The 14940-nt window shown below is 67.5% G+C and carries 14 protein-coding genes; all 14 read left to right on the plus strand.

Annotated features, from left to right (window positions below; genetic code table 11):
- Positions 1 to 26: 26 nt before the first annotated feature.
- Positions 27 to 1169 carry an ABC transporter substrate-binding protein gene (locus QQK63_RS04430; RefSeq protein ID WP_277827149.1) on the plus strand — a complete coding sequence of 381 codons (1143 nt, stop codon included), beginning with the start codon at positions 27 to 29 and terminating at the stop codon, positions 1167 to 1169.
- A 70-nt stretch (positions 1170 to 1239) separates the two neighbouring features.
- Positions 1240 to 2163, plus strand: a complete 924-nt coding sequence (locus tag QQK63_RS04435; protein WP_277827147.1) for a branched-chain amino acid ABC transporter permease — start codon at positions 1240 to 1242, stop codon at positions 2161 to 2163.
- The gene (locus tag QQK63_RS04440; protein ID WP_277827145.1) at positions 2160 to 3143 is read left to right on the plus strand and encodes a branched-chain amino acid ABC transporter permease; all 984 of its coding nucleotides are present in this window, start codon (positions 2160 to 2162) and stop codon (positions 3141 to 3143) included. The genes QQK63_RS04435 and QQK63_RS04440 overlap by 4 nt, the downstream gene beginning before the upstream one ends.
- Positions 3136 to 3885 (plus strand): ABC transporter ATP-binding protein, encoded by a 750-nt coding sequence (locus QQK63_RS04445; RefSeq protein ID WP_277827143.1) that lies wholly within the window; start codon positions 3136 to 3138, stop codon positions 3883 to 3885. Before QQK63_RS04440 ends, QQK63_RS04445 begins: the two co-directional genes overlap by 8 nt.
- The gene (locus QQK63_RS04450; protein ID WP_277827141.1) at positions 3882 to 4568 is read left to right on the plus strand and encodes an ABC transporter ATP-binding protein; all 687 of its coding nucleotides are present in this window, start codon (positions 3882 to 3884) and stop codon (positions 4566 to 4568) included. Before QQK63_RS04445 ends, QQK63_RS04450 begins: the two co-directional genes overlap by 4 nt.
- A 160-nt stretch (positions 4569 to 4728) precedes the next feature.
- Complete coding sequence (locus QQK63_RS04455; RefSeq protein WP_277827139.1) at positions 4729 to 5463, plus strand: FadR/GntR family transcriptional regulator; 735 nt, start codon at positions 4729 to 4731, stop codon at positions 5461 to 5463.
- Entirely contained in the window at positions 5460 to 6464 is a 1005-nt protein-coding gene (locus QQK63_RS04460) for an ABC transporter ATP-binding protein (RefSeq protein ID WP_277827137.1), read from the plus strand. The genes QQK63_RS04455 and QQK63_RS04460 overlap by 4 nt, the downstream gene beginning before the upstream one ends.
- Positions 6461 to 7540 carry an ABC transporter ATP-binding protein gene (locus QQK63_RS04465; protein WP_277827135.1) on the plus strand — a complete coding sequence of 360 codons (1080 nt, stop codon included), beginning with the start codon at positions 6461 to 6463 and terminating at the stop codon, positions 7538 to 7540. The genes QQK63_RS04460 and QQK63_RS04465 overlap by 4 nt, the downstream gene beginning before the upstream one ends.
- Before the next feature lie 37 nt (positions 7541 to 7577).
- A complete protein-coding gene (locus QQK63_RS04470) occupies positions 7578 to 9089 on the plus strand; it encodes an ABC transporter substrate-binding protein (protein ID WP_277827133.1) in 1512 nt (503 codons plus the stop codon).
- A 73-nt stretch (positions 9090 to 9162) separates the two neighbouring features.
- Entirely contained in the window at positions 9163 to 10107 is a 945-nt protein-coding gene (locus QQK63_RS04475) for an ABC transporter permease (RefSeq protein WP_277827131.1), read from the plus strand.
- A complete protein-coding gene (locus QQK63_RS04480; protein ID WP_277827129.1) occupies positions 10104 to 10982 on the plus strand; it encodes an ABC transporter permease in 879 nt (292 codons plus the stop codon). Before QQK63_RS04475 ends, QQK63_RS04480 begins: the two co-directional genes overlap by 4 nt.
- A 49-nt stretch (positions 10983 to 11031) precedes the next feature.
- A complete protein-coding gene (locus QQK63_RS04485; RefSeq protein WP_277827127.1) occupies positions 11032 to 12822 on the plus strand; it encodes a gamma-glutamyltransferase family protein in 1791 nt (596 codons plus the stop codon).
- 12 nt (positions 12823 to 12834) lie between these two features.
- On the plus strand, positions 12835 to 13590 hold the full coding sequence (locus QQK63_RS04490) for a DUF1028 domain-containing protein (protein WP_277827125.1): 756 nt from the start codon (positions 12835 to 12837) through the stop codon (positions 13588 to 13590).
- A gap of 64 nt (positions 13591 to 13654) precedes the next feature.
- On the plus strand, positions 13655 to 14926 hold the full coding sequence (locus tag QQK63_RS04495; RefSeq protein WP_277827123.1) for an MFS transporter: 1272 nt from the start codon (positions 13655 to 13657) through the stop codon (positions 14924 to 14926).
- Positions 14927 to 14940 lie beyond the last annotated feature (14 nt).

The raw sequence follows: 14940 nt of genomic DNA on the forward strand, positions 1-14940 counted from the left end.
CCCGAACAAAAAGGGGGGTGGTCGCGATGAAGTTTAAGGGTTTGGTGCTGTCGGCCTCGGTGCTGGCTCTGGCGCTGGCGGGGGCCGCGAAGGCCGAAACGAAGATCGGCATGATCACGACGCTCTCGGGCGGCGGTGCAGCCTTGGGCATCGACGTGCGCGACGGGTTCCTGCTGGCCATCGAACAATCGGGCCGCGACGATATCGAGGTCATCGTCGCCGATGACGAACAGGCCCCCGACGTGGCTGTGCAACTGGCAGACCGGATGGTGCAATCCGACGATGTGGACCTTCTGACCGGGATCATCTGGTCGAACCTCGCCATGGCGGTCGTCCCCTCGGTCACGGCGCAGGGTCTGTTCTACCTCTCGCCCAATGCGGGGCCCTCGCAGCTTGCAGGCCGGGGCTGCCACCAGAATTACTTCAACGTCGCATGGCAAAACGACAACCTGCACGAGGCGGCGGGCGCCTATGCCAACAGCGCGGGCTATGCCAACAGCTTCATCCTCGCGCCGAACTATCCCGCAGGCCAAGACGCGCTCGCAGGCTACAAGCGCTTCTACGAAGGCGGGCTTGCAGGCGAGATCTACACCCAGCTCGGCCAGACCGATTACGCCGCCGAGATCGCCCAGATCCGCGCCTCGGGTGCGGACAGCGTGTTCTTCTTCCTGCCCGGCGGCATGGGGATTTCCTTCTTGCGCCAATATGCCGACAGCGGGCTGGATATCCCCGTGATCGGTCCGGCATTCTCCTTTGACCAGAACATCCTGCAGGCGGTGGGCCCCGCGGCACTGGGTGTGCGCAATACCGCGCAATGGTCGCCCGATCTGGACAACCCGACCAATGCCGCCTTTGTCGAGGCCTTCACCGCCGAATACGGGCGCATCCCCTCGCTCTACGCCAGCCAGGGCTTCGACACCGCGAACCTGATCCTTTCCGCGCTCGATGACGGCCACCCGACCGAAAGCCCCGATGCCTTCCGCGAGGCGCTGCGGGCGGCCGATTTCGCCAGCACGCGGGGCGATTTCGCCTTCGGACCCAACCATCACCCGATCCAGGACATCTATGTCCGCGAAGTGGTGCAGGACGGCGATATCTTCACCAACCGGATCATCGCCACCGCGCTGGAAGATCGCGGCGACGCCTTTGCCGGCGAATGCCAGATGTAAACGCCGCGCGACGACCTGACCGGGGCCGGTCCTTCGCGGGCCGGCCCCTTTGCTTGAACCGGGGTTTTCCATGTCCACGATCCTGATCGTCGAACAGGTGCTGAACGGCTTGCAGTTCGGCGTGATGCTGTTCCTGATGGCCGCGGGCCTGACGCTGATCTTCGGCGTGATGGGCCTGATCAATCTGGCGCATGGATCGCTCTACATGGTGGGGGGCTTCGTCGCGGCGGTGGTCGCGGGCCTCACCGGCTCTTTCACGTTGGCGCTGATCGCCGCGATGGCCGCCGCAGCCATGGCAGGCGCGCTGATCGAGATGACGGTCATCCGCCGCCTTTATCACACCGACCATCTGGACCAGGTGCTGGCGACCTTCGCCCTGATCCTGATCTTTTCCGAAGGCACGCGGTGGGCTTTCGGCTCCTTCCCCCTCTACCTGTCGCGGCCCGAGGCGCTGGCGGGGTCCGTCACGCTGCCCTTCGGCATCGAATACCCCCTCTACCGGCTTGCGTTGATCGGGGCGGGGCTGGCGGTGGCCGTGGGCCTGTGGCTCCTGATCGCCAAGACTCGGCTGGGCATCCAGATCCGCGCGGGCGAAAACGACCGCGAGATGATCGCGGCCTTGGGCGTCGATATCCGCACGCTCTACACTTTCGTCTTCGCCCTTGGCGCGGCACTGGCGGGGCTTGCGGGTGCGCTCGTGGGCGCGATCCAGTCGGTTCAGGTCGGCATGGGAGAGCCCGTGCTGATCCTCGCCTTCGTCGTCATCGTCATAGGGGGCATCGGCTCGATCAAAGGGGCCTTCGTCGGCGCGCTGATCGTGGGGCTGACCGATACGCTGGGCGGCATCTTCCTGCCCGAACTGTTCAAGCTGGTGATGGAACCCGCAGCCGCCACGCAGGTCGGTGCCTCGCTCTCCTCCATGGCGATCTACCTGTTGATGGCGATCGTCCTGATCTGGAAGCCCACGGGCCTTTACGGGGCGCGCACCGCATGAGCCGGGAATGGATCGTCAACGCCGCCCTGATCGCGGGGCTGATCGCCGTGCCGCTCTGGGCGCATCTGTCGGGCGAACCCTTTACCATCACGCTGGCCACCCGCGCCGTGATCTTTGCACTTGCCGCCGTGGGTCTGAACCTCGCGCTCGGGCTGGGCGGCATGGTCAGTTTCGGGCATGCCGTCTTTTTCGGGCTGGGCGGCTATTCCATGGGCATCCTTGCCCATCACGCGCAGAATTTCCTGCCGCTTTATGACGGTTTGTTCCTGATCGAGGGCACGAAATCCATGCCCGTGATCTGGCTCGTGGCGATCCTCGTCTCGGCCCTTGCCGCGCTTTTGATCGGCCTCCTGTCGCTTCGGACCTCGGGCGTTTATTTCATCATGATCACCTTGGCCTTCGGGCAGATGTTCTACTATTTCGCCATCTCCTGGCGCGCCTATGGCGGTGAGGACGGTCTGTCGATCTGGGTGAGGAACGGGTTTCCGGGGCTGAACACGCTCGACCCGATCCAATTCTACTGCCTGTGTTTCGCGCTGTTGTGCGCGGCGCTCTGGCTGTCGGCCCGGATCGCGCGCTCGCCCTTCGGGCTGGTCCTGAACGCCGCGCGGCAGGTGCCCGCGCGGGTGGAAACCGTGGGGCTCGACGGGCAGCGGGCGAAACTCGTGGCCTTCGTCATCTCGGGCGCGATCACGGGATTGGCCGGCGCGCTCTTTGCCGATCTCAACCGCTTCGTCAGCCCAACGATGTTCAGCTGGCACATGTCGGGCGAGATCATGATCTTCATCATCCTCGGTGGCGTCGCACGGCTTTTCGGGCCAGTCGCGGGGGCGGTTCTGTTCGTCGCGATGGAACATGTGCTGGGCGATCTCTGGGATCATTGGCACATTCTTCTGGGGGGCCTCCTTCTGGTCATCGTCTTGTTCGGACGCGGCGGGGTGATCGGTCTTCTGGCCGGAAAGGCGCAGAGCCATGACTGATCCGGTTCTCGAGGTGCGCGGCTTGACCAAGCGTTTCGGGGCGCTGGTGGTGTCGGACGGCATCGACCTGACGCTGAAACGCGGCGAGATCCACGCCGTCATCGGCCCGAACGGGGCGGGCAAATCGACCCTCATCGCGCAGATCTGCGGCGGCCTTGCCCCCGATGCGGGCACCATCCGCCTCAAGGGCCGCGATGTGACCGCCCTGCCCACCCGTACCCGCGCGCGGATGGGGCTTGCGCGCACCTTCCAGATCTCGGCGCTGGCGATGGAGGATACGGCGCTTCAGAACGCGCTTCTGGGGGCGCTGGGCGCTGCGGGAACGCCGTGGCGGTTCTTCGGCCCCGCCCTATCGGACCCAGCCCTGCGCAAGGTGGCCGAAACCGCGCTCGACCGCGTAGGCCTGTCGGACAAGGCGGGGCATCGCACCGCGGAACTCTCCCACGGTGAACGCCGCCAGCTCGAAGTCGCGGTGGCCCTGACGCTACGGCCCGCCGCCTTCATCATGGACGAGCCCATGGCCGGTCTCGGGTCCGAGGGCGGCGCGCGGATGACCGCGCTTCTCGACAGGTTGCGGCACGAGGCCCCGATCCTTCTGGTGGAACACGACATGGACGCGGTCTTTGCGCTCGCCGACCGGATCAGCGTTCTGGCGGGCGGCCGCGTCATCGCCAGCGGCCCGCCTGACGCGATCCGCACAGATACCGCCGTACGCGAAGCCTATCTGGGGGACGAGGCATGAGCCTTCTGACGCTCGAACAGGTGACCGCCCGCTACGGCGCCGCGCAGGCGCTTTTCGGCGTAGACCTCAGCCTCGACGAGGGCGAGGTGCTGGCGCTCATGGGCCGCAATGGGATGGGCAAATCGACGACGGTCAAGACGATCTGCCGGATGCTGCCCGCCGAAGGGCGGCTGGTGTTTGACGGCCATGACCTAGCGCGACTGTCGAGCCATCAGGCGGCGCGTCTGGGCATCGGCCTTGTCCCCGAGGGGCGGCGCTGCTTCCGCGACCTGACCGTTGCGGAAAACCTGATCGTGGCGGCCCGTCCGGGGCATTGGGACATGGCGCGTATCGGCGCGCTGTTTCCCCGGCTCGCCGAACGGCAGGGGCAGCGCGCGGCGACGCTGTCGGGCGGCGAACAGCAGATGCTCGCCATCGGCCGCGCGCTCATGACCAATCCCCGTCTCCTGATCCTCGACGAGGCGACCGAGGGGCTCGCCCCCCTGATCCGGGCCGAGATCTGGGCCGTGATCGCCCGGCTCAAGGCCGAAACCGGGCTTGCCATCCTCGTCATCGACAAATCGCTCCGGGAATTGCGGCAGGTCGCCGACCGCGCCGCGATCCTTGCGCGCGGTCAGGTGGTCTGGACCGGGGCGATGGACGCCCTCGATCACGAGACTTCCTTGCGCCACGTCGGCGTCTGACAGGCCCGACGGCGCTCGCCTGCACATTTTTTCACCAAACGCCCAAGCCGCACACACGCAAGGCGCGAAGATGGCGGGAATCGCTTGACCGACCCCCAGCCCGAACCAATCGTGGAATGGTTCGCTCCTATGCGGCTTTGGTTCAACTCGAGGTGGAAAATTGCGCGACGAGCTTCCACGATCCGACCCGGCGGCCGACAACGCCTCGGTCGCGCGCAAGCATATCCGCGAGCTGATCCGCACCGGCGCGCTTGAGGCCGAGGGGAAGCTTCCGACCGAACGCGATCTTTGCGCCCGGTTCGGCATCAGCCGCCGCTCGGTCCGCCGCGCCCTCGACGCGCTCGAAGCCGAAGGGCTGGTCTGGCGGCGTCAGGGAAAAGGCACCTTCGCGGGCCAGCCACCCGATCCCAACGGGCACCTTGCGGCCCGGATCGCGCCCGATGCCGACCCCCTCAGCGTGATGGAGGCACGTCTGGCGCTGGAGCCGGAACTGGCGGCGCTGGCCGCCCGCCGCGCCACGGGCGAGGATGTGGCGCGGATGCGCGCGCTGGCCGAACGCGCGGGCCACGCCCGCGACGCGGATGCCGCCGAACTCTGGGATGGATCGCTCCACCGCATGATCGCGCGGATCGCAGGCAACCCGATCCTCAACACCGCCTTCACCCTCATCAACGAAGTGCGGCAGGAACAGCGCTGGCAACAGGAACGCCAACAGGCCCGCTCGCCCGAACGGGTGGCCGAATACGCGCGTCAGCACGACAGCATCATCGCCGCCATCGACGCCCGCGACGAAGAGGGCGCGCGCGCCGCGATGCGCGCCCACCTATCCGCGCTCAAGGCCAATCTGGAACGCCTGCGCGACCAAGACATGACAGACCGGGGGACGACGGAATGACCGACGCACCGCTTCTGGAACTGGAAAAGCTGACCATCGCGCTCAAGGGCGTGGATCAGCCCATCGTCGACGATGTGGGCTTCACTCTGTCGCGTGGTGAAACGCTCTGCATCGTGGGCGAAAGCGGCTGCGGCAAAAGCCTGACCTCGCTCGCGCTGATGGGCCTGTTGCAGACCCCGCCGCTCCGGGTGACCGGCGGCACGGCACATTTCGCGGGCGAGGATCTCTTGTCCATGGGCACCGCCCGCCTGCGCCAGATCCGCGGCGGCAAGATGGCGATGATTTTCCAGGAACCGATGACCTCGCTCAATCCCGGCCTCAGGATCGGCGAACAGATCGCGGAATCCGTGCGCCGCCACAAAGGCCTGTCACATCAGGATGCCCGCGCCCGCGCGCTGGAAATGTTGCGCCGCGTCCGCATCCCCGCCCCGGAAAAGCGGCTGGACGAATACCCCCACCAACTGTCGGGCGGGATGCGCCAGCGCGCCATGATCGCCATGGCGCTGGCCAATGACCCCGAGCTTCTGATCGCCGACGAACCCACCACCGCGCTCGACGTGACGATCCAGGCGCAGATCCTGCGACTGATGCGCAGCCTGCAACAGGAAACCGGTGCCGCCATGGTTCTCATCACCCATGACCTCGGCGTCGTGGCCGAAATGGCCGACAAGGTCGCGGTCATGTATGGCGGCCGCATCGTCGAGGCGGGCAGCGCCGAACAGGTTTTCACCGATCCCCAGCATCCCTACACGATCGGGCTCATGTCCTCGATGCCGTCGCTGGGCGCGCGCGCCGGTCGGCTCGTCACCGTGCCCGGCACCGTGCCGCAACCCGCCCAGATGCCGCCCGGCTGCCGCTTCGCCACCCGCTGCCCCTTTGCGACATCGGCCTGCACGCTGGTGCCCTCCCTGACCGATCTGGGCGGGGGCCACCGCGTCGCCTGCGCCCATGCGCCCCTCACCGCCCTCGAGACCCCGGCCCTGCGGAGCACCGGCACATGACAGCGATCCTCTCGACCCGAGACCTCCGCAAGGACTTCGTGACCGCCAAACCGCTCTTTGGCGAGGCGACGGTCGTGCGCGCCGTGGCGGGCGTCTCGCTCGACATCGCCGAGGGCGAGACCTTCGCCATCGTGGGCGAAAGCGGCTGCGGGAAATCCACGCTTGCCCGGCTTCTCCTGCGCCTGATCGACCCCACGGCAGGCGAGGTCTGGTACAAGGGCGAGGATCTGGCCAGCCTTCCGCCCGCCCGCCTCCGCGCCCTGCGCCGCGAGCTGCAATTCATCTTTCAGGACCCGTTTTCCTCCCTCAATCCGCAGATGACCGTCGGTGCCCTGATCGAAGAACCGCTGCGCACCCATGGCATCGGCACGCCGCCCGAGCGTCGGGCCAAGGTGGCCGATCTCTTGACCCGCGTGGGCCTGCGCCCCGAACATGCCGACCGCTACCCGCACGAGTTTTCCGGCGGCCAGCGTCAGCGGATCGGCATCGCCCGCGCGCTGGCCTCGGGGCCGTCCGTCCTGATCGGGGATGAACCCGTAAGCGCGCTCGATGTCTCGATCCAGGCGCAGGTGGTGAACCTGCTTGAGGATCTGAAACAAGATTTCGGCCTGACGCTTATCGTCATCGCCCATGACCTCGCCGTGATCCGGCACATGGCCGACCGTGTGGCCGTCATGTATCTGGGCGAGGTGGTGGAATGCGGGCCTGCCGCCGATCTCTACGCCAACCCGAAACACCCCTATACCGAGGCGCTTCTGGCCGCGATCCCGGTCGCCAGCTACGGCGCGCGCGCCGCCCGCACCATGGTCGAGGGCGATCCCCCGAACCCAATCTCGCCACCGCCGGGCTGCCGGTTCCACCCGCGCTGCCCCTATGCGACCGACCTGTGCCGCAGCGAACGGCCCGCGCTCACCGATCTGGGCGCGGGACGCAGCGTCGCCTGCCACCGCGCGGCGGACCTGTCGCTCGACGGTCTGGACGATGTGGCCCAATCCCGCACACCCGCCGCCCGCGACCGCTTCGCGCTCTACGCGCGGGCGATGGCGGACAAACCACACCAAAAAAGCCCGGAATAGGGCGATTTCACCCCTCAACAGACGGAGAAAAGAACTGATGGCACTCAAGAAAAACCTCGCGCTCGCGCTGGCCTTCGGGCTGGTGGCTGGCGCCGCTCAAGCGCAGGACCTGCGCATCGGGCTTCAGGACGACGCCGATGTGCTCGACCCTGATCAGGCGCGCACCTTCGTCGGCCGGATCGTGTTTGAATCGCTCTGCGACAAGCTGGTCGACATCACCCCCGATCTGGAAATCATCCCCCAACTCGCCACGGCCTGGGAATTTTCCGAGGACGGCATGACGCTGACCATGTCGCTGCGCGAAGGCGTGGTCTTCCATGACGGCACGCCCTTCAATGCCGAAGCGGCGATCTACAACCTCAACCGCAGCCGCACCCTGCCCGAAAGCCGCCGCGCCTCCGAGGTCAGCTCGATCTCGGACATCGAAGCGGTGGACGACAGCACGATCCGCATCACCCTGTCGGCCCCCGATGCGACGCTTCTGGCGCAGCTGTCGGACCGCGCGGGCATGATGATCTCGCCCGCCGCCGCCGAGGCCGCTGGCCTCGACTTCGGCCTGAACCCGGTCTGCTCCGGCCCCTACAGCTTCGTCGAGCGCATCCAGCAGGACCGTATCGTCCTGTCGCGTTTCGCCGATCACTGGAACGCCGATGCCTATGCCTTCGAGACCGTGACCTTCCTGCCGATCCCCGACACGACCGTGCGTCTGGCCAACCTGCGCGCGGGCGATCTGGACATGCTGGAACGTCTGGCCGCGACCGACCTCGCCTCGGCCTCTTCCGACGCGGCGCTGGAAACCGCACAGGCGACCTCGCTCGGCTATCAGGCAATCACGATCAACGTCGGCAACGGCGAGAACGCGAACGGCCCGCTGGGCACCGACGCCCGCGTGCGTCAGGCGCTGTCGCTGTCGATCGACCGTTCCGTGATCGCACAGGTGGTCTTCGAGGGCGCTGTCGCCCCCGGCAACCAGCCCTGGCCGCCGACCTCGCCCTGGTACAACGCCGATTTCCCGATCCAGGACCGTGACGTGGAGGCCGCCCGCGCCCTTCTGGCCGAAGCCGGCTATCCCGATGGCGTCGACATCAGCGTGCAGGTCGCCAACAACCCCGTGCAGCAGCAGGTCATGCAGGTGGTTCAGGCCATGGCCGCCGAGGCGGGTATCCGCATCTCGCTCGAGGCCAAGGAATTCGCCACGCTCCTCTCCGACCAGTCGGCAGGCGCCTATACCGCCAGCCAGGTCGGCTGGTCGGGCCGCGTCGATCCCGATGGCAACATCCACCAGTTCGTGACGACCGACGGCGGCATCAACGATGCGGGCTATTCCAACGCCGAGGTTGACGGCTTCCTGAACGGGGCGCGGGTCTCCAACGACGTGGCCGAACGGCGCGCGGCCTATAACGGGGCCTCGGCCATCCTGATGCAGGATCTGCCCATCGTCTACCTGTACCACCCGGTCTGGATCTGGGCGATGGAAGCCGGCATCGACGGCTTTGTGCCCTACCCCGACGGCATGATCCGCCTTGCCGGCGTGACCATGGCCGAGTGAGCCAAAGCTGAACCGGCGCGCGGGCGGCACCCCTGCCCGCGCGCCACCTCCCTCCAACCTGCGGAGACGCCCGATGCTCGCCTTTCTCGGACGACGCCTGCTGATCGCGATCCCGACGATCATCCTGATCTCGATCTTCGTCTTCACGCTTCAGAAACTGCTGCCGGGCGACCCCGTCTTGGTTCTGGCGGGCGAGGAACGCGACCCGGCGGTGCTGGAATACCTGCGCGAGCAATACCGGCTGAACGATCCGATCATCGTGCAGTATTTCCATTGGGTCGGTAACGCGCTGCAGGGCGATCTGGGCATTTCGCTGCGCACCCAGCAGCCGGTGCTGGAACTGATCGGACAAAAACTGCCCGTGACCATTCAACTGGCCGTCATGGCCCTGATCGTGGCCATCGCCATCGGCGTGCCCGCAGGCGTGCTGTCGGCCTACAAGAAAGGCACATGGATCGACTGGGTCGCCAATGTCGTGGCGCTGTCAGGGCTTTCGGTGCCGAACTTTTGGCTCGGGATCATGCTGATCTTGCTCATTTCGGTGAAACTTGGATGGCTGCCCGCCTCGGGCTACCAACCGTTTTCCGACGATCCGCTGGAATCCATCCGCACCATGCTGATGCCCGCCTTCGTGCTGGGCACGGGGCTGGCCGCCACGCTGATGCGCCATACGCGCTCGGCCATGCTGAGCGTCCTGAAATCCGACTATATCCGCACCGCGCGCGCCAAGGGTCTGGCCGAACGCGTCGTGCTCATCAAACACGCCCTGCGCAATGCGCTCGTGCCCATCGTCACCGTCACCACGCTCCTTTTCGGGGAATTGCTGGCGGGCGCGGTCCTGACCGAACAGATCTTCACCATCCCGGGTTTCGGCAAGCTGGTGGTCGATGCCGTCTTCAACCGCGATTACGCCGTGGTGCAGGGGATCGTTCTGTGCACCGGCGTCGCCTTCATCTTCATGAACATCCTTGCCGATGCGGCCTATCGCATCCTCAACCCGCGCATGAGGGACGAATGAGCAGTATCGCCACCAATCCCGCAGCACCCGAGACCCTGCCGCGCCGCCAAAGCCGCGTCTGGCGCAAGTTCCGCTCGAACAAGGCTGCCGTTCTGGGCGGCATCATTGTGGGCTTCTTCGTGATCGTGGCGCTCCTGGCCCCGTTCCTGCCGGTGCCGGGGCCCGCCGTCACCGATTGGGGCGCGGTGCGCCAAGGCCCGTCGGCGGCCCATCCTTTCGGCACCGACGAGATCGGGCGCGACGTGATGTCCCGGATGATCTGGGGCGCGCGCGCCTCGCTCACGGCGGGCGTCATCTCGGTCGCCATCGCGGTCCTGATCGGCGTGCCCCTCGGCGTGCTCTCGGGCTACCTGCGCGGCTGGACCGATGCCGCCATCTCCCGCGTGACCGAGGCGCTTTTGGCCGCGCCTTTCCTCATCCTCGCCATCGCGCTCGCGGCCTTTCTCGGGCCGTCGCTGACCAATGCGATGATCGCCATCGGCCTCTCCGCCGTGCCGATCTTCATCCGCCTTGCGCGCGGCCAGACCATGGCCGTCATGACCGAGGATTACGTCGAGAGCGCGCGCGCCGTGGGCCTGACCCATCTGGCGCTCATCACCCGCTACATCCTGCCCAACATCTTCCCCCCGATCCTCGTGCAATCGACGCTGACCATCGCCACCGCGATCATCGCCGAGGCGTCGCTCTCCTTCCTCGGCCTTGGTCAGCAGCCCCCCGCGCCCAGCTGGGGCTCGATGCTCAACGTGGCCAAGAATTTCCTCGAACAGGCGCCGTGGATGGCGCTCTACCCCGGTGCCGCGATCTTTCTCGTGGTGCTGGGCTTCAACCTGCTGGGCGACGGCTTGCGAGATGCGCTCGACCCGCGTGACCACTGATGCGCGCGTTCTGCGCGACCACTGATTTCAGAGAGAGACGGACAACATCATGACCTTCACCACCCGCCCCGAGATCACCGGTACCTTCGGTGTCGCCACCTCGACCCATTGGATCGCCTCGGCGGTCGGCATGAAAATCCTCGAACAGGGCGGCAATGCCTTCGATGCTGCCGCCGCCATGGGCTTTGTCCTCAACGTGGTGGAGCCGCATCTGAACGGCCCGCTTGGCGACATGCCCCTCATGATCCGCACCGCCGGGGCCCCGGCGCCGCGCATGATCTGCGGTCAGGGCACGACGCCCGCCGGCGCTACCATCGCACATTACAAATCCGAAGGGCTGACGCTGATCCCCGGTTCAGGGTTGCTCGCCACGGTGATCCCCGGCGCCTTCGGGGCCTTCATGCTGATGCTGCGCGACCATGGCAGCCTGCCGCTCCGCCACATCCTTGAGCCCGCGATCCACTACGCCCGCCACGGCCACCCGATGCTGCCGCGCGTGGCGAACACCATCGCGGGCCTTGCCGATTTCTTCCGCGACGAATGGCCGACGTCCTACGCAACATGGCTGCCGGGCGGCAACGCGCCTGCGGCAGGCGCGCTGTTCTGCAACCCCGATCTCGCCGACACATGGGAACGCCTCGTGACCGAGGCGGAAAAAGCCACCGGCCGCGAGGCGCAGATCGAGGCCGCGCGCCATGCCTTCTACGAAGGCTTCATCGCCGAAGCCATCGACAGCTACATGGCTGAGGCCTGCGTGATGGATGCCGCCGGCGGGCGGCGCAAAGGCGTCCTCAACGGGCAGGACATGGCGACATGGCACGCCAGCTACGAGGATCCGCTGTCCGTCGACTATCAGGGCTGGACCGTCTGGAAGGGCGGCATGTGGACCCAAGGCCCGACGCTCCTGCAATCCTTGCGGATGCTCGAAGGGATCGACGTCGGCGCGATGGACCTGCGCGGGGCCGATTTCGTCCATACCGTGACCGAGACGATGAAACTCGCCTTCGCCGACCGCGAGGCCTATTACGGCGATCCCGACCACACCGACCTGCCGGTGGATACGCTCCTGTCCCGCGACTATGCCGCCCAGCGCCGCGCGCTGATAGGGGATCGCGCCTCGCGTGACCAGCGGCCCGGCCAGATCGCGGGGTATGAGGCATGGGCGCGCGCCGCCGTGGAACGCGCGGGTCGCGACATGGCGACAGGGCCCGGCGTCGGAGGGGGCGAACCCACCATGGCGCATCTGACCGAACGGCGCGGCGATACCGTCCATCTCGATGTGATCGACCGCTGGGGCAATTCGGTCTCGGCCACGCCCTCGGGCGGCTGGCTGCAATCCTCGCCCGTGGTTCCGGGCCTCGGGATGCCGCTCAATTCCCGCGCCCAGATGTTCTGGCTCGACGAGGGCCTGCCCACCTCGCTGGCGCCCGGCCGCCGCCCGCGCACGACGCTCTCCCCCTCCATGGGCCAGGCGCCCGACGGCACGGAACTGGCCTTCGGCACACCCGGCGGCGACCAGCAAGATCAGTGGCAGCTGATCTTGTTCCTGCGCCTCGTCCACGGGCAGATGAACCTGCAAGAGGCGATCGACGCGCCCCTGTTCCACACCGGGCATTTCCAGTCGTCCTTCTACCCGCGCGGCACGCGGCCGGGTCACCTGATGGCCGAACCCGCCTTCGGCGAGGCCGTGCTTCAGGCGCTCCGCGACAAGGGCCACGAGGTCGAGGTCTCCGAACCTTGGGCGGTCGGGCGTCTCACCGCCGCCTCCCGCGATACCGGCGGCATGCTCAGGGCTGCGGCGACCCCGCGCCTGATGCAGGCCTATGCCATCGGACGCTGAGGGGGGGCAGAGATGACCTATTCCATCGTCGCGCGTGACCCCGAAACCGGCCATTACGGCGTGGCCGTTGCCAGCCGCTTCTTCGCCGTGGGCGCGCTGGTGCCCCATCTGCGGGGCGGCAAATGCGCGGTCGCCACGCAGGCTTTCGTCTCCCCCATCTGGGGGATGGAGGCCGCCGACCGCATGGCAAAGGGCGAGGCCGGGGCCGATGTGCTGGCCGACATGGTCGCGCGCGACGGCGGCCAGCATATCCGCCAGGTCCACATGATCGACAGCACCGGCCATATCGCAGCCCATACGGGCGCCAATTGCGTCGATTGGTGCGGCCATGTGGCGGGCGACGGCGTCTCTGTCGCGGGCAACATGCTGGCAGGCCCCGACGTGATCGCGCAGACGCTTGCCGCCTATCAGGCGCACATGCACCTGCCGCTCGCCCAGCGCCTGATGACCGCGATGGAGGCGGGCGAGGTCGCGGGCGGCGACAAGCGCGGCACGCAATCGGCCGCACTCGTGATCCACAGGACAGAGGATTATCCGTGGCTGTCGCTCCGTGCCGATGACCACATCGACCCCTTGGGCGAATTGCGCCGCCTCTACGACGTGGCCCACGAACGCTTTGTCCATGTCGCGGACGCCATGCCGACGCGCGACAATTTCTCGGGGACGACCGACCGCAGCGGCATCGACGCGGCCATCGCCGCCGAGGAGGCGAGACGCCGCGCCGCAGGTCGCGTCAGCCGCTCCTTCGCCACCGATCTGGGGGCCTGAGACCGGTACGGGTGGCACTCACCGGCCTTTGCCTTAGGTATCCTTGCCAAAAGGAAGCGCCGTCATGATCGCCACTCGTACCTTCGCCCGCCTGACCGGGACAGCCCCGGACGACCTGCCTGATGAGGAGGCAAGGAACGGCCTCATCCATGTGGCCTCCCTGACCCTGACCAAGACGGCCGATGCGCTGATCGACCCAAAGCTGGTTCTGTCGTGGCTTATGTCCGCCCTCGGCGCGCCGGGCGCGATGATCGGCGCGCTGGTGCCCCTGCGCGAGGCGGGCGCGCTCTTGCCGCAACTCGCACTGGCCCGCTACGTGGAGTCCAGCCCCCAACGCAAACGGATCTGGGCAACGGCGGCGGCCCTTCAGGGGCTTGCCGCGCTCGGCATCGCCCTTGCCGCCCTGACGCTCGACGGCGCCGTTGCGGGTGGCGCGATCCTCGCCTGCCTCGGACTGCTCGCCATGGCGCGGGCGGGCGCATCGGTCAGCCAGAAAGACGCGCTCGCGCGCACCATCGCCAAGGGTCGGCGCGGCACCGTCACGGGCATCGCTGGATCGGTCGCGGCAACAAGCGTGCTGGCCGTGGGCGCGCTTCTGGCCACGGGTCTTTTCGAGACGGCGATCACCCCCCTTGCCGTGCTGGTCGCTGTGGCGGGCGCGGCCTTTCTGGTCGCCGCCGCGATCTTTCTGCGGCTTCGCGAACCGTCCCGAACGCCCGAAGACGCGGACAGGGATGGCGGGCTCTCCGCCCTCGTCGAACCGATCCTCAGCGATGGCCAGTTGCGGCTTTTCGTGGCCTCGCGTGTCGCGCTGGCGGTCACGGCGCTGGCCCCGCCCTTCATCGTGCTCCTGTCGGCCAGCTCGGCACAGGCGTCGCTGGGCGACCTCGGGCCGCTTGTCATCGCCTCGACCTCGGCCTCCATCTCGGCGGCCTATGTCTGGGGACGGCTGTCGGACCGCTCCAGCCGCCAGACCCTGATGGCTGCGGGCGCACTGGCCGCGCTGGTCTTCGCGGCCATCGCCACCCTTGCCCTGAGCTTCGGCGGCCTTGGCGGCGCTTGGGGCGCGGCGGGGGCGATCTTTGCCGCGCAGATCGCCTACGAGGGCGTCCGCGCGGGCCGCAAGCTGCACCTCACCGACATGGCCGAGGATGCGTTCCGCGCCCGCTACACCGCGCTTTCGAACACGCTGGTCGGCGTGGCGCTCTTGGCGGGCGGTCTCTTCGGACTGGTGGCGGACCGGTTCGGCCCCGCCGTCGTGTTGCTGCTTTTCGCGGCAATCGCGGCCATCGGCGTTGCGCTGGCCCGTGGTCTGGACGAGGTTCAGACCGACTGACCACCGCTTGCCCC

Source organism: Roseicyclus marinus, from assembly GCF_030163795.1.
GTDB lineage: Bacteria > Pseudomonadota > Alphaproteobacteria > Rhodobacterales > Rhodobacteraceae > Roseicyclus > Roseicyclus marinus.